15 protein-coding genes are annotated in these 24,489 nt (G+C 72.1%); 7 read left to right on the forward strand and 8 right to left on the reverse strand.

What is annotated here, in order from left to right; genetic code table 11:
* Positions 1 to 80: 80 nt before the first annotated feature.
* The 3 genes from ACH47X_RS04605 to ACH47X_RS04615 form a co-directional block, all read right to left on the reverse strand.
* On the reverse strand, positions 81 to 2,795 hold the full coding sequence (locus ACH47X_RS04605) for a glycoside hydrolase family 97 catalytic domain-containing protein (protein WP_397401848.1): 2,715 nt from the start codon (positions 2,793 to 2,795) through the stop codon (positions 81 to 83).
* A gap of 81 nt (positions 2,796 to 2,876) precedes the next feature.
* Positions 2,877 to 5,072 (reverse strand): heavy metal translocating P-type ATPase, encoded by a 2,196-nt coding sequence (locus ACH47X_RS04610; RefSeq protein WP_397401850.1) that lies wholly within the window; start codon positions 5,070 to 5,072, stop codon positions 2,877 to 2,879.
* Positions 5,073 to 5,515: 443 nt separating this feature from the next.
* A complete protein-coding gene (locus ACH47X_RS04615; RefSeq protein ID WP_397401852.1) occupies positions 5,516 to 7,030 on the reverse strand; it encodes an MFS transporter in 1,515 nt (504 codons plus the stop codon).
* A gap of 100 nt (positions 7,031 to 7,130) precedes the next feature.
* Between ACH47X_RS04615 and ACH47X_RS04620 the strand changes: the two genes are divergently transcribed.
* Positions 7,131 to 7,691, forward strand: coding sequence for a TetR/AcrR family transcriptional regulator (locus tag ACH47X_RS04620; protein WP_397401854.1), 561 nt, complete (start codon positions 7,131 to 7,133; stop codon positions 7,689 to 7,691).
* Between the two features lie 24 nt (positions 7,692 to 7,715).
* Here ACH47X_RS04620 and ACH47X_RS04625 read toward each other — a convergent pair whose 3' ends face one another.
* Positions 7,716 to 8,144, reverse strand: coding sequence for a winged helix-turn-helix transcriptional regulator (locus tag ACH47X_RS04625; protein ID WP_397401856.1), 429 nt, complete (start codon positions 8,142 to 8,144; stop codon positions 7,716 to 7,718).
* A gap of 170 nt (positions 8,145 to 8,314) precedes the next feature.
* Between ACH47X_RS04625 and ACH47X_RS04630 the strand changes: the two genes are divergently transcribed.
* Entirely contained in the window at positions 8,315 to 8,872 is a 558-nt protein-coding gene (locus ACH47X_RS04630; protein ID WP_397401858.1) for an NADPH-dependent FMN reductase, read from the forward strand.
* 87 nt (positions 8,873 to 8,959) lie between these two features.
* On the opposite strand, the gene ACH47X_RS04635 is transcribed toward ACH47X_RS04630, so the two are convergent.
* From ACH47X_RS04635 to ACH47X_RS04645, 3 genes are read right to left on the reverse strand one after another with little or no spacing between them, the layout of a single operon-like run.
* Positions 8,960 to 11,212, reverse strand: a complete 2,253-nt coding sequence (locus ACH47X_RS04635) for a heavy metal translocating P-type ATPase (protein ID WP_397401860.1) — start codon at positions 11,210 to 11,212, stop codon at positions 8,960 to 8,962.
* Positions 11,212 to 12,117 carry a heavy-metal-associated domain-containing protein gene (locus tag ACH47X_RS04640; protein ID WP_397401862.1) on the reverse strand — a complete coding sequence of 302 codons (906 nt, stop codon included), beginning with the start codon at positions 12,115 to 12,117 and terminating at the stop codon, positions 11,212 to 11,214. The genes ACH47X_RS04635 and ACH47X_RS04640 overlap by 1 nt, the downstream gene beginning before the upstream one ends.
* Positions 12,114 to 12,326: a heavy-metal-associated domain-containing protein gene (locus tag ACH47X_RS04645; protein ID WP_036965534.1), complete on the reverse strand. Its 213-nt coding sequence runs from the start codon at positions 12,324 to 12,326 to the stop codon at positions 12,114 to 12,116. The genes ACH47X_RS04640 and ACH47X_RS04645 overlap by 4 nt, the downstream gene beginning before the upstream one ends.
* A 205-nt stretch (positions 12,327 to 12,531) precedes the next feature.
* Here ACH47X_RS04645 and ACH47X_RS04650 point away from each other — a divergent pair, with 205 nt between their 5' ends.
* The 4 genes from ACH47X_RS04650 to ACH47X_RS04665 all read left to right on the forward strand — a co-directional run bounded on the left by ACH47X_RS04650 (position 12,532) and on the right by ACH47X_RS04665 (position 20,478).
* Positions 12,532 to 13,278, forward strand: a complete 747-nt coding sequence (locus ACH47X_RS04650; protein ID WP_397401865.1) for a class I SAM-dependent methyltransferase — start codon at positions 12,532 to 12,534, stop codon at positions 13,276 to 13,278.
* Positions 13,279 to 13,287: 9 nt separating this feature from the next.
* Positions 13,288 to 13,599 carry a hypothetical protein gene (locus tag ACH47X_RS04655; RefSeq protein ID WP_397401867.1) on the forward strand — a complete coding sequence of 104 codons (312 nt, stop codon included), beginning with the start codon at positions 13,288 to 13,290 and terminating at the stop codon, positions 13,597 to 13,599.
* 213 nt (positions 13,600 to 13,812) lie between these two features.
* On the forward strand, positions 13,813 to 19,818 hold the full coding sequence (locus ACH47X_RS04660) for an Ig-like domain-containing protein (RefSeq protein WP_397401869.1): 6,006 nt from the start codon (positions 13,813 to 13,815) through the stop codon (positions 19,816 to 19,818).
* 213 nt (positions 19,819 to 20,031) lie between these two features.
* Positions 20,032 to 20,478: a hypothetical protein gene (locus tag ACH47X_RS04665; protein WP_397401871.1), complete on the forward strand. Its 447-nt coding sequence runs from the start codon at positions 20,032 to 20,034 to the stop codon at positions 20,476 to 20,478.
* A 72-nt stretch (positions 20,479 to 20,550) separates the two neighbouring features.
* Here the strand turns inward: ACH47X_RS04665 and ACH47X_RS04670 are convergent, their stop codons facing one another.
* A complete protein-coding gene (locus ACH47X_RS04670) occupies positions 20,551 to 23,796 on the reverse strand; it encodes an efflux RND transporter permease subunit (protein ID WP_397401873.1) in 3,246 nt (1,081 codons plus the stop codon).
* A 159-nt stretch (positions 23,797 to 23,955) separates the two neighbouring features.
* On the opposite strand from ACH47X_RS04670, the gene ACH47X_RS04675 reads away from it, so the two are divergent.
* Complete coding sequence (locus tag ACH47X_RS04675; RefSeq protein ID WP_036965530.1) at positions 23,956 to 24,405, forward strand: MarR family winged helix-turn-helix transcriptional regulator; 450 nt, start codon at positions 23,956 to 23,958, stop codon at positions 24,403 to 24,405.
* The last annotated feature ends 84 nt before the right edge of the window (positions 24,406 to 24,489 follow it).

The raw sequence follows: 24,489 nt of genomic DNA on the forward strand, positions 1-24,489 counted from the left end.
CGGGGCGAAGCGCACACGGCGGCCGGCTGAACACTGGCTGAACGCTCACCCAGCGGGCATGGCGAGCCCGACGAGTGCGATCAGCCCTGACCGCACTCGACGCGCGCGTCGGCCCAGTCCGCGTGGTCGAAGTTCTTGCCGTCCGACCCCTCGTCCGCGACCAGCCGCAGCCGCCGGACCCCGGTGACGTCGACGTCGAGCGCCACGGCGCCGTCGTCGTTGGACAGCACCGGCGTCTCGGCGAGCGGTTCGCCGTCGCCGTAGACGGCGAACCGCACCGAGCCGACGCCGGTGTCGCCGGGCTTGTCGAGCACCTCGTCGTCGATGCCCACCTGCGCGGTGAACGCGGTGCAGGTGCCGCCGAGCCAGGCGGTCACCGAGCCGGTCGCGTGCATGCCGACGCCCTTGGCGTAGGTGACGCCGGCGATCCGGAGCGGGTTGCCGTCGCCGCCCGCGGCCTCGCCGTTGGACCGGTCGCGCTCGACCGGGCCGTAGCCGTTGGACTGCTCCGTCCAGTCGAGGTCGGAGACGTACGGGCTGCCGGACGGAGCGGGCGGCGTGACCCACAGGGTCGCCTGGCTCGCGGCGACGTACTCGTGGCCGGAGGCCCGGTAGGCGACGTCGACCGGCACCTCGAAGGTGCCCGTGGCGCCGTCGGCGGGCACCTGGACCTGCCAGGAGACCTCCGCGGTCTCGCCCGCGCCCAGCCGCGCGACGGTCCGGGTGCCGCGGTCGGCGGTCCAGCCCTCGGGCAGGTCCGGCGTCAGCCGCACGCGCGTGACGGCGCGGTCGGCGACCGTGAACGCGGCCCGCACCTCGACGGTGCTGCCGGGCTCGACGTCGGCCTCGGCCGGCTCGACGGCGATCGTGGCGTCCGGCCGGGCCTCGACCGGGTCCAGGCAGGACTCCCGACCGCCGGTCGCCGCGCACACGACCGCGACGAACCCGCCGTTGGTCGCCGTCGGCACGCGCAGGGTGTCACCGGCGGTGGTGCGCACCGTGGAGTGCACCGTGGCGGACCCGTCGGCGCCGTCGTCGGTCAGGAGGTCGACCTGCACCTTGCCGCCGCGCGTCAGTCCCGCCAGCGGGAGCAGCAGCGGGTCCCCGGAGCCGGCGCGCATGCCGCCCACGAACCAGCGGTCGCCGGACCGGCGCGCGAGCACGGCGTCCTTCCCCGGCGTGCCGCTCAGCAGCCGCACTTCATCCCAGGTCGCCGGGATGTTCCGCAGGAACGGCAGCGCGTTGGGCTCGTCGTCGTACCCCTCGGGCTTGTCGGAGATGTGCTGCCAGCCCGACTCGTACGCGACCGCCATCGCCGCCTGCTGCGCCTTGGACGTCCTGTCGTTGTCGCGGGAGAAGACGACGGGCGTGAAGTCCATGGACCCCAGCACGTTGCGGGTGAACGGCACGATGAGGCTGCGCTCGGGGCTGATGCCGTTCTCCATGCCGCGCACCGCCTCGTAGCTCATGATGTGCGGCCACGTGCGCTGCAGGCCGGTGGGCAGGGCGGCGCCGTGGAAGTTGATCATCAGCTCGTACCGGGCGGTGTCCCGGGCCACGTCGTCGTACCACTGGTGGATCTCCTGCGAGTCGGAGTCCATGAAGTCGACCTTGATGCCGCTCACGCCCCACGACTTCAGGCGCGGCAGCCACTCGTCGCGCTGCTCCTGGGTGCGCAGGTCGCGGCTGTGGAACCAGACGATGACGTCGACGCCACGGGTGTGCGCGTAGCGGACCGTGCGCGGCACCCAGCTCGCGTCCCAGCCCTCGTCGAGCAGCACGTACTCCCAGCCGTTGCGGGCGGACAGGTCGACGAAGTCGCGCTGCCGCGCCTCGTCGCGCGGGCTGCTCCCGTCGGTCAGCCAGCTCCAGCTCGACCGGCCAGGCCTGATCCAGTCGGCGGCCGGGTCCAGGGCGGCGGGCGTCGCGAGGTCGTCCACCAGCGTGGAGCCGACGACGCCCGGCAGGTCACCGACGATCGCGACCCGCCACGGCGTCGACAGGTCGCCGGTGGTGGTGACGGGGCGGCCCTCGAAGAGGTCGACGTCGTAGCGCAGCGCGCCGGCCTCGTGGGTCAGGTGCGAGCCGGAGTAGTCGCCGTGCAGGTCGGCCTCGGTGACCAGCACGTACCGGTCGCCCTGCCCGAACAGCACCGGGTACCCGACGCTGCCGGAGCCGTTGCCCGCCGCGGCGGTCGTGGTGCTCCACTCGGCCTCGTAGTTGACGGCGTAGGAGCGCTGCATCCACGCGGGGCCGTCGGCGGCCGGCTCCCATGCGCCCGACTCGTCGTCGACCCGGTGCTCGCCCGGGCCGTCCAGGAGGTAGCGGTAGGCGACGCCGTCGTCGGACACGCGGACCGCGATCCTGAACCGGCCGCCGTCCGCGGCCGTGAAGGTGAAGACCGACTCGCGGTGCGTGTAGGTGCGCTGCCGGCTCTTGCCCGTGGACATGGCGTAGCTGTCAGAGACCGTGCGGTCGGCCCGGCCCGCGAACGTGAGGCCCGTGGTGAGGTCGCCGTCGCTGCCCCGCAGGCCCAGGCGCGTGGCCGAGACCACGGCGTCCCCCTCGTCGAGCACGTCGAGCGTGACCTGGCCGGCGCCGTCCAGGCTCAGCAGCCCGTCGAGGCGCGAGCCGCGCGGACCGTCCACGCGCCAGCTCTCCGCGGCGGTGCTCGGGACGGCGCTCGGGGCGGCGCTGGCGGTGCCCGCGACGACCAGGCCGCTCGCGGCGAGCGCGAGCGCTGACACCGCTGTCACCAGGTGGAAGGCAGGACGGAACGCGGGTACGAGCTTCACGAGGTCTCCCTTGACTCCGGAATGCGGCCGGTGCGCCGCCCAGCAGGCTAGGCGGCGCACCGGACCAGGTCAACAGCCTGTTCAGCGGGTCTGTCGTCCAGGTCGCAGGTCGAGCCGGCGCAGCAGCTGGGCGTTGAGCGCCACCACCACGGTCGAGAGCGACATGAGCAGGGCACCCGCGGACATCGGCATCACGAAACCGATCGGCGCCAGCACCCCGGCGGCCAGCGGCACCGAGATCAGGTTGTACCCGGCGGCCCACCACAGGTTCTGCTTCATCTTGCGGTAGCTCGCCCTCGACAGCTCGATCACCGACAGCACGGACCGGGGGTCGTCGCTGGCGAGGATCACGCCGGCGGACGCGATGGCGACGTCGGTCCCGGCGCCGATCGCGATGCCGACGTCGGCCTGCGCGAGTGCCGGGGCGTCGTTGACTCCGTCGCCCACCATCGCCACCTTGCGCCCCTCGGCCTGGAGCTGGGCCACCTTGGCCGACTTGTCCTCCGGGCGGACCCCGGCGAAGTACCGGTCCACGCCGAGCTCCTCGGCGACGGAGCGGGCCACTGCCTCGGCGTCGCCGGTGATCATGACGACCTGGACGCCGCGGTCGTGCAGGGCCCGGACCGCCTCGGCGGACTCGGCACGCACCTCGTCGGCGAGCTTGATGCCGCCGATCACCGCTCCGTCGCGCAGGACGTGCAGGATGATCGCGCCGTCCTCGCGCCAGGCGCCCGCCGCGGGGACCTCCTCCTGGCGGTTCTCGTCCAGCAGGCGCGGCCCACCGACCCGGATCTCACGGCCGTCGACCGTCGCCGTGACGCCCACGGCGGGCGACGACGCGAAGCCCGTGGCGCGCGGGACGACGAGCCCTCGGTCCTGAGCCGCGCGGACGATCGCCCGGGCCAGCGGGTGCTCGCTGTCCTGCTCGGCCGCGGCCGCGAGCGCCAGGAGTGTGTCGGCGTCCACGTCGGCGGAGGGCGCGACGTCGGCGACCGTGGGCTCGCCCTTGGTGAGGGTGCCGGTCTTGTCGAACAGCACGGTGTCGACCGTGCGCATGCTCTCCAGCGCGAGGCGGTCCTTGACGAGCACACCGCCGCGGGCGGCCCGCTCGGTCGCGATCGACACCACGAGCGGGATCGCGAGGCCCAGCGCGTGGGGGCAGGCGATCACGAGCACGGTCACGGTCCGGATGACGGCGTCGTCGGGCAGGCCGACGAGCGTCCAGACCACGGCGGTGACCGCGGCCGCGCCGAGCGCGAACCAGAAGAGCCAGCCCGCGGCGATGTCCGCCAGGCGCTGCGCGCGGGAGGACGACGCCTGCGCCTCGGCGACGAGCCGCTGGATGCCGGCCAGGGCGGTGTCGTCGCCGGTGGCGGTGACCTCGACGCGCAGGCCGGAGTCGGTGGCGACGGTGCCGGCGGTGACGGTCTCCCCCGGGCCGCGCGGGACGGTGCGCGACTCTCCCGTGACCATGGACTCGTCCATCTCGGCCCGGCCGTCGACGACCCGACCGTCGGCCGGGACGCTCCCGCCCGGCCGCACGACGACGACGTCGCCGACGGCCAGGTCGGCCGGGGCGACCTTGACGACCTGGTCGCCCTCCACGCGCTCGGCCTCGTCGGGCAGCAGCGCCGCGAGCGAGTCCAGGGCCGACGTCGTCTGGGCGAGCGAGCGCATCTCGATCCAGTGGCCCAGCAGCATGATGACGATCAGGAGGGCGAGCTCCCACCAGAAGTCGAGCTGGTGGTCGAGCAGGCCGAGGCTGGCGCCCAGCGACGCGACGAACGCGACCGTGATCGCGAGCCCGATGAGCAGCATCATCCCGGGCTTGCGGGAGCGCAGCTCGCTCACGGCGCCCGTGAGGAACGGCGAACCGCCCCAGACGTACATGACGGTGCCGAGCACGGGCGGGATCACGGTGACCCAGGTGGCGTCGGGCAGCTCGTAGCCGAGGATCATCGCGAACATGCCGGAGAACGCGACGACCGGGACGGCGAGCACGAGCATGATCCAGAACAGGCGCCGGAACTGGCCGACGTGGTCGCCGTGGCCGGCGTGGCCTCCGTGGGCACCATGGCCCGCGTGAGCGTCGTGCTCCGCGTGGGCGTCGTGCTCCGCGTGGGCGGCATGCTCGTCGACGAGGGTGCTCTCGTGGGATGCGTGGTCGTGACCGGAGTGGTCGTGACCGGAGTGGTCGTGCTCGTGGTGCGCGTGCTCGTGGCTCGGGGCCGGGCCGGCGGCGACGGGTGGTGCGGGGTGCTGGTGTGGCTCGTTCATGGATCGCTCCTGGGTTGAGCAGTGCAGGCCCGTACGGGCTGCGTTACCTCCATATATACCCCTAGGGGGTATCACCGTCAAGCGGGCAGCACCCGTCGCGCACCACCAGCCCCCCGAGGGCCGGCGCATACGAGATCGAGGTGTGTTGCTCTGCGTGGACACTGTCCACTCAGGGCAACACACCTCGATCTCACACAGTCACCCCGGGCAATGCTCGACCGCATCGCCCCGACTCAGCCTCAAGTTGAGGTTGAAGGTCTGCCGGGACTCGGCCTCAGGTCAAGGTTGAGGCTTCGGTCCGGCGGCGGGAGCGAACGTAGGCGCGGTCGGCGCAAGGACGCTCATGAGCCGACGATCCCTACGTTCACCGTCGCCGGCCTGACGCAACCGCCGCGGTGCGGGGTCGAGCATCCACCGCGGCATCACGCCGTTGATCAGGCCCGTCACCGCTCGTTCGGGATCAGCCGCCAGGCCACCACCGCCGCGACCGCGACCAGCACCGCCGCCACCACGCACGTGGTCTGCAGCGAGGCGACGAACGCCTCCCGGGCCGCCTCCAGCACGGCCGCCCCGGCCGCGCCCTGGTCGCCCGCGACCGTGACCGCCGACGCGAGCGAGTCGCCCGCCCGCGAGGCGTCGTCGGGCGACAGGCCGTCCGGGAGCGCGACGCGGGACTGGTAGCCGAGGGTGACGAGCGACCCGAGCACGGCCACGCCCAGTGCGACGCCGAGCTCGTAGGCGGTCTCCGAGATCGCCGAGGCGCCGCCCGCCTTGGCCGGCGGCACTGCGGAGACGACGGCGTCGGTCGTCAGGGTCATCGCGAGCCCGACGCCGAGGCCCGCGGGGACCAGGGCGAGTGCGAGCCACACGTAGTGCTCGGCGCCCTCTGCGACCGCGATGCCGACCATGCCGAGGGCGGTGACGGCCAGGCCGATGGCGATGGCGCGCCCCCGCCCGAACGTGCGCAGCGACCAGCCCACCACCACGACCACGGCGATGGACGCGATGGTGGCCGGCAGCTCGGCGACGCCCGCGACCAGCGGCGAGAAGCCGCGCACGAGCTGCAGGTACTGCGAGAAGAAGAACAGCATGCCGGTCAGCGCGAAGATCGCGATCAGGTTGGCCGCCACGGCGCCGCTGAACGCCGGCACCTTGAACAGACCGACGTCGAGCAGCGGGCCGCGCCCGTCGGCCGCGAGCCGGTTCTGGCGCCTGACGAACCACACGCCCGAGCCCACCGCGAGCGCCAGCACGCCGACGGCGAGCAGGTCGACGCCCTCGGCGGCGGCGTGCTTGATGGCCCAGACCAGCGGCATGACGGCGGCGAAGGACAGCAGCACCGACAGCAGGTCGAGGCGACCGGGGTGGGGGTCCTTGGCCTCGGGGAGCAGCACGGTGCCCGCGATCACGAGGACGAGCACGACGGGCACGTTGACGAGGAAGACGGAGCCCCACCAGAAGTGCTCCAGCAGGAGGCCGCCCACCAGCGGCCCGACGGCGGCGCCACCACCGGCCGCGGCCGACCAGACGGCGATGGCGCGGCTGCGCTCGGCGGAGTCGGGGAACAGGGTGCGGATCAGGGACAGCGTCGAGGGCATGATCGTGGCCCCCGCGACGCCGAGCAGCAGGCGGGCCAGGATCAACACCTCGGCGGTGGGGGCGAACGCGGCGAGCGCCGAGGCGACGCCGAACGCCGTCGCGCCGATCAGCAGCAGCTTCTTGCGGCCGATCCGGTCGGCGAGGGTGCCCATGGTGACGAGCAGCCCGGCGATGGCCAGCGAGTAGATGTCGCCGATCCAGAGCACCTGGGTGGCGGTGGGTGCGAGGTCGCGGGTGAGCGACGGCACGGCCAGGTAGAGGACGGTGCCGTCGATCGCCAGCAGGCCGACCGCGAGCACGAGGACGGCGAGCGCGGCCCACCGGCGACGCACGGAGAGAAGGGGAGCAGGAGCGGTCACGCCGTAACTGTACCGTCTGGCCGGTACAGTTTGAAGGGTGCGGGCTGTGACGCGGCCTATAGTTCGTGCCGGGCAGTGCATCGGATGCGAGGTGGTGGCAGTGGGCCGGACAGCAGGCCGGAGCCCGGAGCAGACGCGCGCCGCGATCCTGGACGCGGCGGGCCGGCTGGTCCGCGAGCGCGGGGTCTCCGCCAGCCTGGACGACGTCGCCCGCCGCGCGGGCGTGTCCAAGGGCGGGCTGCTCTACCACTTCGCGAACAAGCACGACCTGCACCTGGCGCTGGCGGCCGACTGGCTCGAGAGCTTCCGGACGGCGGTGCTCGCGGCGATCCCGCCGGACGACGACGCCCCCGGCCGCCTCACGCGCGGCTACGTGCGCGTCTCGGTCGACGGCGCCCTGGACGCCACGGCGTCGCGCGACGCCCTGGTGGTCATCGCACACCTGTCGAGCGTGGACGCCGTCGTCGACCTCGCCCGGGCGGACGCGCGCCGGTGGAACGAGGACCTGCGGGCCGACGGGCTGCCCGAGGACGTGCTCGCGCTCGTCGTCGCGGCCGCCGACGGCGCCAGCGCCCAGCCCGCGTGGGGCGGCGAGCCGACGCCGGACGAGCTGACCCGTCTGCGTGAGCAGCTGCTGGCGCTGACGATCCTCGGCGACTGACGGCGTCGGGCCGCCGCCCCGCCGTCAGCCCGCCGCGCTCCCCCGGTCGAACTGGGCGCGGCTGTCGCGGACGACCTGCCCGTGGTCCTGCGCCCAGTCGACGAACCCGTGGGCCAGGTCCATGAGCTTCCAGCCGAGCGGGGTCAGCTCGTACTCGACGCGGGGCGGCACCTCGGCGTAGGCGGTGCGCGTGACCATCCCGTCGCGCACCAGGCCGCGGAGGGTCTTGCTGAGCATCCGGTGCGAGACGCCGGCCACGACGGCCTGGATGGCGGAGAACCGCTGCGGGCCGTCGGACAGGGCCGCCACGACCAGAAGCGTCCAGCGGTCGGCCACCTGGCCCATGAGGTCGCGGGTCAGCTCGTGCGTGTCGCTGTCGCACGGCGACTCCGGCCCGCCGGGCATCCGCGCCGCCAGGGACTCGAGCCGCGCGTCGCGCGAGATCGGCGTCATGCCGCAATCGTTCCTCTCCGGTTACCGACGAACTCCGAAGTGCGTAATTGAAAACCGGATTACCCGCGTTTCCGCACTGTTGTGTCACGTGGACCAACCAGCCCGGGCCCGCGTTCGTTCCCGCACCCGGGCGGGTCCGTCAACAGCCCCCCGGAAGCGAAGGACCAGCAATGCTCAAGATCGGAATCATCCTCGGCAGCACCCGCCCCGGGCGGAACGGCGAGGCCGTGGCCAAGTGGGTCCACGAGATCGCGTCGCAGCGCACGGACGCCGAGTTCGAGCTCGTCGACCTGGCCGACTACCCCCTGCCCCACCTCGACGAGCCCATGTCGCCGGCGATGGGCCAGTACGCGCACGACCACACCAAGGAGTGGGCCGCCAAGGTCGCCGAGTTCGACGGCTACGTGTTCGTGACGCCGGAGTACAACCACTCCACGTCGGGCGTGCTGAAGAACGCGCTCGACTTCGTCTACGGCGAGTGGAACAACAAGGCCGCGGGCATCGTGTCCTACGGCGGGGTGGGCGGGGCCCGCGCCGCCGAGCACCTGCGGCTGATCCTCGCGGAGCTGCAGGTCGCGACGGTACGCCAGCAGGTCGCGCTGTCGCTGATGACCGAGTTCGAGAACTACTCGGTGTTCAAGCCCGGCGAGCACCTGATCCCCGCCCTGGAGACGCTGCTCGACCAGACGGTCGCGTGGTCCAGGGCGCTGGAGCCGCTGCACGCCTGACCGGTCGCACCGCCCAGCCCGTTGAGTGCGGGATATTTGTGCTTCTGGCCGGGCCAGAAGCACAAATATCCCGCACTCAACGGTGGCTCAGCTGCGGAAGGTGCGCAGCCGCAGGCTGTTGCCCACCACGAACACGCTGGAGAACGCCATCGCGGCGCCGGCCAGCATGGGGTTCAGCAGCCCGAGCGCCGCCAGCGGGATCGCTGCGACGTTGTAGCCGAAGGCCCAGAACAGGTTGGTCCGGATGGTGCCCAGCGTCCGCCGGGACAGCCGGATCGCGTCGGCCGCCGAGGTCAGGTCACCCCGGACCAGCGTGATGTCCGCCGCCTCGATCGCCACGTCCGTGCCGGTGCCCATCGCCAGGCCCAGGTCGGCCTGCGCGAGCGCCGGGGCGTCGTTGACGCCGTCGCCCACCATGGCGACGACCCTGCCCTCGGCCTGGAGCTTGGCCACGACGTCGGCCTTGTCCTGCGGCAGCACCTCGGCGATCACCCGGCTGATGCCCACCTGGGCACCGACCTGCTCGGCCACGGCCCGGTTGTCGCCGGTGAGCAGCACCGGCGTGAGCCCGAGGCCCACGAGCCGGGCGACGGCGTCCGCGCTGGTGGGCTTGACCTGGTCGGCCACCACGAGGATGCCGCGGGCCTCCCCGTCCCAGCCGACCGCCACCACGGTCCGGCCGGCGCCCTCCGCGTGCGCCTTCGCCTCGACGAGGTCCGCGGGCAGGTACTGCGACCAGTCGGCCAGCAGGCTCTCGCGGCCCACCACGACGGCGTGCCCGTCGACGACGCCCTGCACACCCAGCCCCTGGACGCTCTCGAACGACTCCACCGCCGGCAGGCTGCCGACCTCCTGGGTCGCACCCGTGGCCACGGCCTGCGCCACGGGGTGCTCGGACGCGTCCTCCAGCGCGCCCGCGAGCCGGAGCAGCTCGGTGCGCGTGGTGCCGTCGGCCGGGACGGCCTCCAGCAGCGCCATCTTCCCGGTGGTGACGGTGCCGGTCTTGTCGAGCACCACGGTGTCGACCTTGCGCGTGGACTCCAGCACCTCGGGCCCCTTGATCAGGATGCCGAGCTGAGCACCGCGCCCCGTGCCCACCAGCAGCGCGGTGGGCGTGGCCAGCCCGAGCGCGCAGGGGCACGCGATGATCAGCACGGCGACGGCCGCCGTCAGACCGGCCGTGGCGGGGAACCCGGCGCCCAGCCAGGCGCCGAGGGTCGCCACCGCGATCGCGATGACCACCGGCACGAATATCCCGGACACGCGGTCGGCCAGCCGCTGGATCTCGGCCTTGCCGGACTGCGCGTCCTCGACCAGCCGGGCGATCCGCGCGAGCTGCGTGCCCGCCCCCACCTGGGTGGCCCGGACGACGAGCCGGCCGCCCGAGTTCACCGTGGCGCCCGCCACGGCGTCGCCCACGGCGACCTCGACCGGCACCGACTCCCCCGTGAGCAGCGACGCGTCGATCGCGGAGGAGCCGGCCACGACCACGCCGTCGGTCGCGACCTTCTCCCCCGGCCGCACCACGAACTCGTCGCCCACGGCCAGGCTGTCGACCGGCACCCGCGTCTCGGCGCCGTCGCGCAGCACCGCGACGTCCTTGGCGCCGAGCTCCAGCAGCGCGCGGAGCGCGGCCCCGGCGCGGCGCTTGGACCGCTTCTCGAAGTACCGCCCGGCCAGCACGAACATCGTGACGCCGGTGGCGACCTCCAGGTAGATGTTCGCCGCGCCGTCCGACGGCGCGACGGTCAGCTCGAACCCGTGCGTCATGCCCGGCACGCCCGCGGTGCCGAGGAACAGCGCGTACACCGACCAGCCGAAGCCGGCCAGCACACCGAGCGAGACCAGAGTGTCCATGGTGGCCGCGCCGTGCCGCAGGTTGGTCCACGCCGCCCTGTGGAACGGCCACGCCGCCCACAGCGCCACGGGGGCCGCCAGGGCGAGCGACGCCCACTGCCAGTACGTGAACTGCCAGGCCGGGACCATCGCGAGCGCGATCACCGGGACGGCAAGCACTACCGACGTGATCAGCCGGTTGCGGAGCGCGGTCAGCTCCGCGTCGCGCGGGTCGGCGGCGTCGCCGTCCGCCGTGGCCTCCTTCGGGGCGGGCAGAGCGGCGGTGTAGCCGGTCTTCTCCACCTCCGCGACCACCGCGGCCAGGTCGTACCCGGCAGGCGTGGTGACCGTCGCCTTCTCGGTGGCGTAGTTGACGCTGGCGGTGACGCCGTCGAGCCGGTTCAGCTTCTTCTCGATCCGCATGGCGCACGACGCGCAGGTCATGCCGCCGATCTCGAGGTCGACGGTGGTGCCCGCCACCTCCGTGCGGGACGTGGTGCCCATCAGTGGCTCCCGTGGGTGTCCAGGACGAAGCGCGCGGTGTGCACGTCCCCGTCGACCTTGAAGTCCAGGTACAGCAGGTAGCGGCCCGGGGTCGGCGCCTGGGTCATGAAAGCGACGTCCGGTCCGGAGACGGAGCCCGGCCCGGGCTCGTCGCCCTCCGGGTGCACGTGCAGGTAGGCCAGGTCACCCGCGCGCAGCGCGACCAGGTGCCCGTACGCGCCGAGGTACGGCTCCAGGTCCGTGACGGGCTCGCCGTCCTTCGTGACGGTCGCCGTCAGCGTCGACTCCCCGGTCGCGCTCAGCTCCCCCGCGAGGGTGGCCGTGTAGCCACCCGTCGTGTCGGACGCCGACACCGCCGCCGGCTGCGGGGTGACCCGGCCGGCGACGTCGACCGCACGGCTGAGCGTGACGTTCTCACCGGTCGCCTCGGGGACGAAGTCGGCGAACACGCGGTAGCTGCCCGCCTCGGCCCACATCCACGGGATCGACCAGACGCCGTCGGCCGACATGGTGGGGTGCACGTGCCGGAACTCCTCACCGTCGGACCGCACCACGATCAGGTGCAGCTCCTTGTCGTGCTCGGTCTCGAAGCCGGTCACCGCCGCGCCGTCGGCGTCCAGGACCGAGAAGGAGAGCGTGCCTCGCTCGCCGGTCTCGTCCGGGACGCTCACCGGGCTCAGGAGCAGGCCGTCCTGTTCGAGCGACAGCCCGCGGACCTGCGCCGGGGCGCCGTCCGCACCCGCTGCGTGGGCGCCGGCGTCCTGCCCGTGAGCGCCGTCCCCCGTCGTCGCCGACCAGGCCGCGACGGTGCTGTCGGGAACGACCGCGCCCGCCACGGCGAAGGCCGCGGCGAAGACCGCCGCGAGACCTCCGCCGTACAGGCCGAGCCGCTGGGGCACGTTCATGAGACGCGCGCCGCCTGGTACCCGGCCTCGTCGACCGCGGCCAGGACCGTCGCCTCGTCCAGCGCCTCGGCGCTGCTGACCACGAGCCGGCCGGTCGCCGCACTCACGTCGACCTGCTCCACGCCGGGCAGGCGGCTCACCTCACCGCGCACCGACATCTCGCAGTGCCCGCAGGTCATTCCGGTCACCTGGTACTCGCTCGTCGCCATCGTCTCGCCTCTCGGTGGTTGGTACGCTGTTACCCCTAGGGGGTAACCGTATGTCGCTCACCATATACCCCTCAGGGGTATGGCGCGCAACACGGATCACCCATCCGTGCGGATTCCGTCCGACGGCGGCGGCCGTCCCGCCGCTCGGCGCGAGCTGACGGAAAAGAGCTGTCCCGGGCCGGCGCGTCGCTGTCAGGCTGCCTCGATGGACACCACCGAGGACAGGACGCGGGCCGCCTGGGCGATCGCCTCCCGCAAGTACGAGGACGAGTACGCCGAGCACCTCGAGCTGGCGCGGACCGCCGAGCTGCTGCCCGCCGAGCTCGGCGTCATCGGCGGGCTCGTCCCGGGGGCGGACGTGGTGCACCCGATGAGCGGCCACGGGCTCGACGACATCGCCCTCGCGCGACTGGGGGCGCGCTCGGTGCACGGGATCGACTACAGCGAGGCGGCCGTGTCCAGCGCGCGCCGGCGCGCGGACGAGCTCGGCCTGCCTTGCCGCTACACCCGGGCCGCACTGCCCGCGAGCGGCCTGGAGGCGGCGTGCGCCGACCTGGTCTACACCGGCAAGGGCGCGCTGATCTGGGTGACCGACCTGGACGCCTTCCTCGCGGAGTGCCGCCGCCTGCTGCGTCCGGACGGCCGGCTCTACGTCTACGAGGCACACCCGCTGGTGCCGCTGTGGGACTGGGACCCCGAGCAGATCCGGGTCCGCGCCGACCGCGGGTACTTCTCCCCCACGCACGTCAACGACACCTACCCCGGCAACGGCGCCGTGGAGCGGCAGCACACCCTGTCGGGCATCGTCATGGCCTGTCGCCGCGCGGGCCTCGAGATCGAGCACCTCGACGAGCACCCCGAACCCTTCTGGTACCCGGGCGGCGTGACCGCCGCGGCATGGGACGGGCGTGTGCCGAACACGTTCAGCCTGCTCGCGCGCCCCGAGCGCTAGGGTGCAGCAATGTTGCCCCTGGAGATCATTCCCGTCGCGATCTTTGTCGTCCTGCTCCTCCTGTACATCACCGTGAGCGGCAACCTGCGCGCGAACGGCAAGACCGTGGAGCGCGTCGAGCGAAAGCTCGACCTGGTGATCAAGCACCTCGGCATCGAGGGCCCCGCCGCCGAGGGGATCTCGCCCGAGGCGCTGGCCGAGATCGACCGGTGCATCTGGTCGGACCGCCGCATCGAGGCGATCAAGCTGTACCGCGAGGAGACCGGCCTCGGGCTCCTCGAGGCGAAGGAATGGGTCGACCGGCGCGCGGCGTCCTACTGACGCTCCCCCCAGGAAAGCCCGCTGACGTGGGCATACGCACTGCGTAAAGCGCCCATTTCGGCGACAATTCACCTCCTCCGTCGATAGGGTTGCTGACGCCGCGCCTGTGTTGGATGTCCGGGCGGGCTTTTCTTTGTGGAGTGATGATCGGGAGGACGCATGAGCTTTGCCTCACGCGTATTTGAGAATCGCAGGTCGGTAGTTTCGGCGGGTGTGGTGTCGCTCTTCGGTGCGGGTCTGCTGGGGCTCGCGCTCTGGTACGACGGCGAGACGACGGCGGAGCTGGACCTGAACGACAGCGGGGTCTGGGTGACCCAGACCGCCGAGGGCCAGCTCGGCCGGTTCAACTACGAGGCGAAGGCGCTGGACGGCGTCCTGGTCGCGAACTCGGCGAGCTTCGACGTGCAGCAGGACGCACAGCGCGTGCTCCTGGACAGCGTGAGCGACTTCTCCGCGAGCCCGGTCAACCCGGCGCAGCTGGTCCTGGACGGGACGATGAAGTTCCCCGCGGGTGCGCAGGTCGCGTCGGGCGCCGCCACCACCGCTGTCTACGACGGCGAGACGGGCCGGGCGTGGGTCCTGCCGTTCGACTCGGCCGTCTTCGACGAGAAGGAGACCAGGCCGACGCTGAAGGTGGGCAAGGGCGGCACCCTCGCGGTGGGCCGCGAGGGCACCGTGTTCCTGGCCGTGCCCGCCGACGGCAAGCTCTACACCGTCCCGACCAGCACGCAGGGCGTCGCCCAGGACGCCGACGAGACGTCGATCGCCCTGGGCCCCGATGCGAAGCTGCAGGTCTCGGCCGTGGGCGACGAGCCGGTGGTGCTGGACCAGTCGACCGGGAACCTGGTGCTGCCCGGCGGCGACTCCGTGCGGATCGAGAGCGGTTCGCAGGGCATGCTGCAGCAGCCCTCCGGCGAGGCCGACGAGGTGGCGGTGGCGACCCCCGGGAACCTGGTCACCGTGCCGCTCGGTGGAGGCGACCCGGTCAAGCACAACTTCGCGGGCGGGACCGGCGGCCAGCCGTCCGCCCCGGTGCAGCTCGGCGGGTGCCTCTACGGCGCCTGGTCCGGCGGCCAGGTCATCCGCGAGTGCGGGGACGCCGACGACAACGTGAACGAGGTCCTCGAGGGCGTCGACCCCACCGCGAGCCTGGTCTACCGCGTCAACCGCAACATCATCGTCCTGAACGACGTCGCGAAGGGCTCCCTGTGGATGGCCGCAGAGGAGTTCGAGAAGGTCGACGACTGGGACCAGACGATGCCCGACAACGCCAAGGGCGAGAAGACCGAGTCGGAGCAGGCGACCCCGGAGCAGGTCGACCAGGCCGTGGCCGACCGGAACAAGCCCAACCGCGCGCCGGTCGCCGAGGACGACACGTTCGGCGTGCGGCCGGGCCGCACCACCGTGCTGAACGTGCTGGGCAACGACTCCGACCTGGACGGCGACGTCATGACGGCGGAGGTGGTGGGCGAGGTCGAGGGCGACGTCACGGTGAACCGCGTGCTCGACGGCGCGGCCCTGCAGGCCGACGTGCCCGACGACGCGACCGGCACCACCACGTTCACCTACCGGGTGGACGACGGCCGCGGCGGTGTCGACGAGGGTTCCGTCAAGGTCGACGTGGTGCCGCTGGAGGAGAACAACCCGCCCGAGCAACCGGGCAAGCCGGTGCTCGTCGTGGGCCAGGGCAGCATGGGCACCATCAAGGTGCTGCCCTACTTCACGGACCCCGACGGCGACGACATGTTCCTGTCGAACGCGAGCACGGCCGACCCGCTGGACGAGGTGCGGTTCCGGCCGGACGGCACCATCGAGTTCCGCGACGGTGGCACCGTGACGGGCAGCAAGGTCGTCGAGGTGCAGGTCTCCGACGCGATGGGCCAGGCATACCAGGGCAGCCTGATCATCAAGGTGGTCGCCTCCAACGTGCCGCCGGTCGCCGTGCAGGACCACGTGACGGTCCTGGCGGGCGCGCCGGTCACGGTGGACCCGCTGGCCAACGACTTCGACCCCAACGGCGACGACATCCGGCTGACCCGGGTCGACGACAAGCGGGGCGCGACGATCACGACCAACTCGACGGCCGAGACGTTCAAGTTCGAGTCGGAGACCCCCGGCTCGTACGACGTGACCTACCAGATCACCGACGGCCCCGAGCCGACCATGGGCCTGGTGCGCGTCGACGTCGTCGAACCGCCCGAGGAGGCCGGTGCGCCGATCGCCGTCTCGGACCAGCTGCTGCTCCCGGCCGGCGGTACCGCGCTGGTGGACGTGCTGGCGAACGACACCGACCCCGCGGGCGGCGTGCTCGTGGTCCAGGGCGTCGACGTGCCCGGGAACGCTCCCGTGAGCGTGTCGGTACTGAACCACCAGATCCTCAAGATCTCCGAGGTCAAGCGCCTGGAGGGGCCGGTGACCCTCACCTACACGGTGGCCAACGGCACCAGCACGGCCACGGGCCAGGTCCGCGTGGTCCCGATCCCGACGCCGGCCCAGCTGCGCCCGCCGGAGGCAGGCCCGGACGAGGCCACCGTGCACGTGGGCGACGTGGTGACCATCCCGGTGCTGAAGAACGACACGCACCCGGACGGCCTGGAGCTGACGCTGACGGACAAGCTGCAGGAGTCGCCGCCGGCCGAGGCCGGCGAGGCCTTCGTCTCCGAGGACACGGTGCGGTTCCGCGCCGCCCAGGAGGCGGGGACGTACCACGCGGTCTACGAGGTGACGGACGCCAACGGGCAGAAGGACTCCGCCCAGATCACCATCAACGTGCTCGACGCGCCGGAGAACTCCGCCCCGCAGCTGCCCGACATCGAGGCACGCGTGCTCGGCCAGGGCGTCGTGCGCATCCCGCTGCCGCTGGACGGGACCGACCCCGACGGCGACCACGTGACGTTGAGCAGCATCTCGGCCGCGCCCACGCAGGGCACCGCCACGATCGTGGACGGGTTCATCGACTACCAGGCGGGCAAGGACTCGACAGGTCTGGACACGTTCACCTACCAGGTCGTCGACACCCGCGGCGCGCCCGCCGAGGGCGTCGTGCGGGTGGGCATCGCGGTGCCGCCGGCGTCGAACCAGGAACCGCAGGCGATCGACGACGTGACGACGGTGCGGCCCGGCCGCACGGTCGCCGTCCCGGCCCTGGAGAACGACTCGGACCCGGACGGTGACCAGATCTCGCTGGTGGGCGACGGCTTCGAGGGCACCGGCGACCTGGAGCCCGAGGCGGTGGAGGACGACGTCGTGGTCACCGCCCCCGACGACGAGGGCGCCTACTCCTTCTACTACGGCATCCAGGACGCCTTCAAGGCCAAGGCCAGCGGCGCGATCACGCTGAACGTGGACCAGAACGCGCCTCTGCTGCGGCCGATCGCCCACGACGACGTCGTGACGGTCGACGACGTGGAGGGCTCGACCAGCGTGACGGTCGACGTGCTCGCCAACGACGTCGACCCGGACGGCGTGGCCGCCGACCTCGAGGTGTCCGTGGACCCGGGTCTGGAGGGCGTGACCCTTACCGAGGAGAACGGCATCAAGGTCGAGCTGACGCAGGACCCGCAGGTCATCACGTACACGGTCAAGGACATGGACGGCCTGGAGGCCAAGGCGTTCGTGCGTGTGCCGGGCGACCTCGCACGGCCGCACGTGAAGCCGGGCCTGGAGCCGCTCAAGGCATTCTCCGGCGAGCCGCTGACCATCGACCTGGCGGACTACGTGGTGGTGCGCGACGGTCGCGAGCCGCGGATCACCGAGGAGAGGACGGTCAAGGCGCTGGAGGGCAAGGCCGACGTGGAGGACCACGACACGATCGTGTACACCTCGGCGCGGGACTACGCCGGCGCGGCGTCGGTCAGCTTCGAGGTGACCGACGGCGACGGCCCGGACGACACCGACGGCCTGACGGCGGTGCTCACGCTGCCGATCGACGTGACGCCGTCCAAGAACATGCCGCCCAAGATCACCGGGCGGCCCGTGCTGAAGGTCGCTGCGGCCGAGGAGGCCGACGTCGACCTGTCGCGGTACGTCACGGACCCCGACAAGGACCCCCTGACCTTCGACGTCAAGGGCGCCGACGGCGTCACCACCACGGTGTCGGGCGCGGTCGTGACCGGCGAGGTCGATGCCTCGGTGCCCAAGGGGACCTTCCGCGAGCTGCCGATGACGGTCTCGGACGGCAAGAACCCGGCGGTCGAGACGGTGCTGACCGTCCAGGTGGTGCCGTCGACCAGGCAGCTCGCCAAGACGGCGCAGGACGTGGTGCTGGACGCCCACCAGGGCAAGGCCACCACGATCCCGGTGCTGGCCAACGACACCAACCCGTTCCCCGACAAGCCGCTCAAGGTGGTCGGCGCGGACAAGGAGACGGGCCAGGGCGACGTGAAATTCAACGACTCCGAGGTGATCGTCACGCCCGCGGACGACTTCACCGGCGTCATGACGGTGCGCTACCGCGTGCAGGACGCGACCGGCGACCCCGACCGCGAGGTCGACGGCATCGCCAAGCTCACCGTGCTCGGCAAGCCCGAGGCGCCCCGCGCGCCGCGGGTCGAGGAGGTGCGTTCCGAGACCGTGGTGCTGAGCTGGGACCAGCCCAACAACAACGGCTCCGACATCACCGGCTACACCCTGCGGACGCAGAACGGTCAGGAGCACGCCTGCACCACGACCACCTGCACGTTCGACGGGCTCAAGAACAACGTGAAGTACACGTTCACCGTCACCGCCACCAACGGGGTGGGCGATTCGGCGCCGTCCCCGGCCTCCCGTGAGGTCCGGCCGGACGCGAAGCCGGACCAGCCCGCGCCGCCGACGCTCAAGTTCGGCGACAGGAAGCTGACCGTGTCCTGGAAGAACAAGGCGTACACGGACCGGTCCCCGATCGAGTGCGTCAACCTGGAGATCAGTCCCGCTCCGGCGGACAACGTGACCCAGAAGACCTGCCAGGCCGGGAGCAGCGTCACGTGGAGCGGGCTGGAGAACGGCACGGCCTACACCGTGCGGGTCCAGGCCAAGAACAAGGCGCCGGAGCCGTCGGAGTGGTCCGAGCAGTCCGCACCGGAGACCCCGGCCGCACCCCCGTCCGCACCGGCGGCGCCCAACGCCAGCCGGGTGGACACCGCCGTGGGCGGCCAGATCACGGTCAAGTGGACGGCGCCGGCCAACAACGGCGACGCGATCTCCAAGTACTGGCTCGGGGTCTACACGGGCGGTGAGCTGGTCAAGGCGATCGACACGACCCGGACGACGCAGACCGTCCAGGAGCTGTCGACCGACTCGACCTACACGTTCCGGGTCCGGGCGATCAACAAGGCCGGCCATGGCGACGCGAGCCCGTTCTCGAACGAGGTGGTGCCCTTCGGCATCCCCGACGTCCCGGGCAAGCCGACCGCCAAGCTCGGGTCCACGACGAGCGGCCAGGCCGACGTGAGCTGGAGCCGGGTCTCGGAGTTCCGCGGCACCGGTGCACGCTACGAGGTATCGGCCAACGGCCAGGGCAACCCGAGCGCGGGCAACAACAACACGTACACGTACAAGGGGCTGAACAACGGCACGGAGTACACGTTCCGGGTGCGGGCGTGCAACGCCAACGCCAACTCCTGCTCGGACTGGTCGGCCGCCTCGAACGCGGTGACGCCGTACGGCCCGCCGCCCACGCCGAAGATCACCGCCACCGGTGAGGGCGGCAAGGTGACGTTCACCTGGGACGCGCGCGCCGAGAACGGCCGGCCCACCACCGTGAGCGTGACGGGCGCGATCTCCAGCACCTCGAAGAGCGGCACCAAGTCGGCCACGGCCGGCCCCGGGGTGTCCAAGAAGGCGTGCGTCACGGTGACCGACTCCACGGGCAGCAAGGCCAGCGCGTGCGACTCGGCGGCAGGCCTGACGCCGAAGGCCTGGGTGACCGTCGGCGGCAACAGCGGCGACTGCGCGAACTGCCGCAACTGGGTGCTGAACTGGTCGGGCTTCGACTCGGGCAACCACCAGGCCGCCTGCTGGGCGGGCAACACGCAGAAGTACGACCAGGACAGCCCGACGTACTGGCACGACATCCACCCGCCGCACTCGAACACCTGGGCGGGGAGCACCAAGTACCCGATGAACGGGTCCAGCGGCACCCGGACGCTCTCGTGCTTCATGAGCGGCAAGTACAACGGGGCGGAGGTCGCCTTCATGGTCGACGGCAAGCGGTACCAGGTCTCCACCTGGAACAGCTGACGACGGCGCCGCGGTAACCGCGGGGCGCACGGGCAACCGTGCGCCCCGCGGTCGTGTGCGCTTCGCGACCGCGCGGCGACGCCGTGAGTTGAACGCTTGCCCAGGCGAATTGCCCTACTTGTCGTTACGCTGCCGCCGAAGCCGGGTTCGACCAGTTGGTCCGCTCTGCACTGTGTCGTGACCACGACCTGGATCTCGAAAGTAAGGACCGCAATGCTCGCGCAGGCATTCACCGCACGCCTGATGGACGGCAAGCTGACCGTCGGCAGCGACCACGAGACATCTCTCTGCCGGCACTACGGCAGCCACCCCGGAGTCCGGGCCACCACCGAGCACGGCGAGTACTGCGCCGTCGTCGACCACACGCCGCTCCCGCCGGCCCGTGAGGAGGGCGAGACGAGCGTGTTCCGCGGGGCGGCAGTCGACATCGGCGACCGGTGGGCCTTCTTCGACAGCCTCGCGCCGGCGGCCGGGTTCGTCCGGGCCGGGCTGCTGTCCAACCTGGCGCCCTCATGGGACCTGTTCGAGGCCGCCGAGGTGCGCTCCTACTGCACCGAGCACTGCTGCGACGAGCTGGCCCTGGTACTCGGGCGGCAGGTCTACGACGAGGCCGAGATCGACGAGTTCTTCTCGCAGTTCGCCGCCTCGACGGCCGCGTAGGGCGCTCGGGCAGACCTCCGGCCCGGTACGAAGCAGGTTCGTACCGGGCCGGACGGCGCCTCGGCTGACCGGCTACCGCGTGTCTGCCGCCAGGCGCTGCGCGACCTGCGCCGCCTCGGCGGCCTTGACCTGCGCCTTCTCGGCCTTGCGCGCGGCCCGGGCGGCCCGCTTGGGCGTGCTGCCCTCCGAGCGCCGCTCGAACAGCGTGTAGATCACGGGCACCACGTACAGGGTCAGCAGCGTGGAGGACACCAGCCCGCCGATCACCACGAGCGCCAGCGGCTGCGAGATGAAGGCGCCGCCGCCGGTCAGGCCGAACGCCATCGGGGTCAGCGCCAGGATCGTCGCCGCCGCCGTCATCACGATCGGCCGCAGGCGCTGGCGTGAGCCCTCCCGAACCGCCTCGTCCAGCGGCCGCCCCTCGGCGCGGTACTGGTTGATCAGGTCGATCAGCACGATCGCGTTGGAGACCACGATGCCCACCAGCATCAGCACGCCGATCAGCGCGGCGACGTCGAGCGGCGTGCCGGTCAGCAGCAGCGCCAGCAGCGCACCCGTGGCCGCGAAGGGCACGGAGACCAGGAGGATCAGCGGCTGGCCGATGCTCCGGAACGTCGCGACCATGACCAGGTACACGATGAGGATGGCCGCCAGCAGCGCCAGCCCCAGGTCCGCGAAGGCGTCGGCCTGGTCGGACGCCACGCCGCCGATGGTCACGTCCGCACCACCCGGCAGGTCCAGGCCGTCGATCTCCTCGGTGAGGGCCACCGTCAGGGTGCCCAGGTCCTGCCCGGCCGGGGTGACCGCGACCGTGGCGCTGCGCTCCCCGTCCACGCGGGTGACCGACGCCGGGGCCGAGACCTCCTCGACGGTGACCAGGTCGCTCAGCGGCACCATGCCCGCCGCGGTCGGGACGTCGACCTTCTTGATCTCGGCCGCCGTGGCGGGCACGTCGCCCGCCACCACGACGTCGAGATTCGTGCCGTCCAGGTCGACGGTGCCGATGCTCGACTCGTTCATCGCGCCGGCCAGCAGGCCCGAGACCGCGGACTCGGTCAGCCCGGCCTCCGCCGCGGCATCCCGGTCCACCGTCACCTGCACGGTCGACTGCTCGGCGGCGAGGTTGTTGGTGACGCTCTCGACGCCGTCGAGGTCCGTGACGGCGTCCTCGACGGTGCCCGCGGCGTCGGCCAGGTCGTCGGCGTCGGGCGCGGTGACCACCAGGTCCACGGTGGTGCTGGAGAACCCGGCGTCGCCGGCGGCCACGGTGACCTCGCCGTCCAGGTCGGCCGCGGCGATCGCGTCGCGGACGTCGTCCTGCACCGCCTCGCCGTCGGCGTCCTCGGCCAGGGTCATCGCGAAGGACGCGCTGGCGCCCGCCCCGCCCATGCCGAAGGCGGCGGCCATGCCGTCGCCCGACCCGACGGTGGTCTGCACGGTCTCGATGCCGTCGACGCCGGCGAGGACCTCCTCGACCTCCTTCGCGGCCGCGTCCTGGTTCTCCAGCGACGTGCCCGGCTCGAACTCCTGGGTGACCGACAGCGTGTCCTGCCCGGCCGCCCCGATGAAGTTGGTCTCCATGCGCGGCACCAGCGCGAGCGTGCCGCCCAGCAGCGCGATCGCGACGGTCAGCGTGACCGCCGGGTGCCGCAGCGCGGCGGCCAGCGACGGCACGTATGCGCGCTGCCAGACGCCGCGGCGCTCCTTGAGCTCGGCGGCCTCGCGCATCGCGGCGCCGCCGTCGGCCGAGACCGGCACCTTGATGAACCAGTACGCGAGCACCGGCACCACGACCAGCGCGACGACCAGCGAGGCACCCATGGCGATCGCCACGGTGACGGCGAACGGCTGGAACAGCTCCCCCGCCATGCCGCCCACCAGGGCGATCGGGGCGAACACCGCGATGGTGCAGATCGTCGAGGCGGTGATGGCCGCGCCGACCTCGCGGACGGCGGTGACGATCGCGTCCACGCGGTCCTCGCCGTAGGAAAGGTGCCGCTTGATGTTCTCGATCACGACGATCGAGTCGTCCACGATGCGCCCGATGGAGATGGTCATGGCCGCGAGCGTGAGGATGTTCAGCGTGTAGCCGGTCAGGTTCATCGCCGCGAACGTGACGGCCAGCGACAGCGGGATCGAGATCGCCGAGACCAGCGTGGCCCGCAGCGAGGCCAGGAACACCAGGATCACGAGCACGGCGAACAGCAGGCCCAGCCCGCCCTCGGTGGTCAGGCCCTCGATCGACTCCTCGATGAACGGCGCCTGGTCGAACGTGACGGCGGTGCTCACGCCGGCGTCGTCGAGCTCGTCCTCGACGTCGGCCAGCACGTCCTGCACGGCGTGCGAGACGTCCACGGTGTTGCCGTCGGGCGTCTTGGTCATGGCGATGGCCAGGGACGGCTCGCCGTCCAGGCGCGAGAACGACGTGGGGTCGACGTCCTTGACGCTCACCTTCGCGACGTCGCCCAGGTGGACGACCTCGGGCGGGCCGGCCTCGGCCTCCGGCGTCTGGCCGGTGGCACCCGGAGCGCCTGCCGCGCCCGCTGCTGCGGCGGCGTCGGCTCCGGCACCGGCGCTCGCACCGGCCGGCGCGCCCGCGGACGGGACGATCGGGAGGTCCTCGAGCTCCTCGACGGTGCTGACGGTGGTGCCCACCTGGACGCTGCTGGTGCGGCCGTCCTCGGTGACGGAGCCGACCGGCATGACCGTGCCGTTGTCCTGCAGCAGGGAGGAGAGCTGGGCGGGCGTGAGGCCGGCGGCGGCGAGCTTCTTCTCGTCGGGGTCGATCACGACCTGGCGCTCGGTGGTGCCGGTCACCGTGACGTCGCGCACCTGCGCGATGCCCGACAGCTCGGGCACGAGCACGGAGTCGATGGTGTCGGTGAGCTCCTGCTCGGTGCCGTCACCGGAGACCGCGAGCTGGATCACCGGCAGGTCGTCGAACGACCCGGCCATGACCTCGGGCTCGACGTCCTCGGGCAGGTCCTGGATGTTACCGATCGCCGACGTCATCTCCTGGCTGGCGTCGTCGATGTCGGTGCCGTACTCCAGCTCGACCGTGGTCATCGAGATGCCCGTGCCGACGGTCGACGTGACGCCCGTGACGCCGTCGATTCCCTGGACCGCGGTCTCGACCGGGTCGGTGACGCGGTCGGACACGATCTCGGGCGAGGTGCCCGGGTAGACCGCGGTGACCGCCACGACGGGCACGTTGAGGGAGGGTATGAGTTCCTGACGGAGCTGCCCCATGCTGAAGATGCCGACGACGAAGACGGCGATCGTCGCGAGTGCTACGAGAGCACGATTCGCGAGCGACATCCGGGCAAGACGAAACACACTTCCTCCAGGTCTGGGGTATACGCGCCGGGGTCCACGACTCCGTCGGCGCAGTATTTTGCCTAACGCAAAGGATCCTGCTGCGGTTCCCGGCACGCAACTCCGGTTCTCCCGGATGCACCGGGGCACTAAAGTCACCCCGTGACCGACCAGACCCGCGAGCAGCTCGTCGCCGAGCTCGCCGCCCTGCACCACCGGCTCGGCGAGGAGTTCTTCGCCTCCCGGCTCAGGCCGCTGCTGGAGACCGACCTGACCGTGCAGCAGCTCCGGGCCCTGGCGCTCGTCCAGGTGGACCGCGACTCGACGCCGCACCGGCTCGCCGAGGCGCTCGGCGTCTCCGCCGCCACCGTGTCCGGGATCCTCGACCGGCTCACCGCCGCCGGGATGACGGTCCGCACCCCCGACCCGGACGACGGCCGGGTGCGCCGCGTGACCAGCACCGAGAAGGGCAGCGAGGCGATCCGCCGCATCGTCGCGCACGAGGACGACCTGCCACCCGACCTGCTGGACGAGCTCGCCCTGGACGACCTGCGCGCCCTGACCCAGGGCACGCGCGCCCTCCTGGAGGCGGCCCGCAGGCTGGCGCCCTAACGGCACCCGTACGGCAGTTTGCCCCGCAGACTCGGCAGTTGGCATCGAGATCGGCTCAGGCCTGAGCCGATCTCGATGCCGAGT

Origin of the sequence: Promicromonospora kroppenstedtii (genome assembly GCF_044389675.1) — a bacterium.
Lineage (GTDB): Bacteria > Actinomycetota > Actinomycetes > Actinomycetales > Cellulomonadaceae > Promicromonospora > Promicromonospora kroppenstedtii.